This window comes from Mesorhizobium sp. WSM4813 (assembly GCF_055811555.1).
Window position 1 is genome coordinate 1 of record NZ_JBVVQU010000142.1, and the last position, 1165, is coordinate 1165.

The 1165-nt window shown below is 62.6% G+C and carries 1 protein-coding gene; it reads right to left on the reverse strand.

Annotated features, from left to right (window positions below; all coding sequences use genetic code 11):
- Positions 1-169 precede the first annotated feature (169 nt).
- Positions 170-1165, reverse strand: a 996-nt coding sequence (locus tag AC0L25_RS32390; RefSeq protein WP_473599179.1) for a transposase, incomplete at its 5' end; no start/stop codon positions are given.

Here is a 1165-nt window from a genome sequence, read left to right on the forward strand (position 1 = left end):
CCCATAGGCGCTAACTTAGGGCACGAGCGTTATCCTTGCTGCGGCGGATTGGCTTTTTCGTCGCCTCGGTGGATCGCAGACGTGGCGGATGATTTCGGCAAAGCGCGCCACGATTTTTCCCGGCCGCATCACGATCAGTATGGCGTTGAGGATTGCAGGACGCAGGAGACTATGCAGCCGCCAAAGGGACAGCGATTGGGCTGTGGGTGGTTTCATCTTCACAGGGGGGAGAGTCGAGAACGTCGGTGACGGCCTCGTCGATCATCAGCGCCAGGATCAGATGGGCTGTCAGCCAGCTTCGAGCGAGCCGCTCATCGCGTGCGGGAAGCTTATGGATACCCATTCCACTCTTGAGCCGCTTGAAGGCGAGTTCGACTTGCCAGCGCAGCCGATAGGTTTGCAGAACCTCGTCGGCCGCCAATTCATCGGCTGGGATCGACGTCAGCAGCATGACGAAGCCTGCTGCGGTGAGGGTCATCGGGTGCAGCCTCTTGCTGCCACGTCGCTGATGCCCTCGGCTTGCCGCCTTCTGTGCTTTTTGCGTGGCCTCCTCATCCTTGCGCTTGACGATGAGCCTCGCCGGCAAGAGCGGCTTGCCTCGACCCTTGCTTGTGCGGCCTGAATGCTCCAGGAGCACGCTCATCTCGCAAACTTCACCGGGCTGCAAGAGCTCAAAGATGGCGTTCCAGTCGACCCGTTGCCCTTCGGGCGTGGTCAGCCGAACACTGTTCCAGCCCGTGCGCACGATGAAGTCGCCGCCCGCCGCCACCACCTTTTCAAGGGACGGGGTACGAGCGTAGGCGCGATCGCCAACAACGATGTCGCCTTGGCGAAGCGGAACACGAAAGAAGCCTTCACCGCCGCGAGCGTCGCTAATCTCCAGATGCGTGAACCGCGCAAGCGCAGGTTCGTAGGTGGCGTGCAGCCGCCAGTCCGTGCCGGCACTGCCGGGGTGCGAGATCGAACTGCCATCGACGACGCGCAGCCGCCGCTCCGTCGCCGCGGTACTTTTGACACAAGCGTTTTCCAGCAAGGCGCCTGCAATGCAGCCAAGCCAATCGGCCGCTCCACGCAAGCGCTTCAAAAGAGCAACATCGGAAAGGCTCGCAACATCGTTCATCCCGGCCCAGGCGGCCGCCGAGCGCAGGCTCATCCCGCCGGGGCC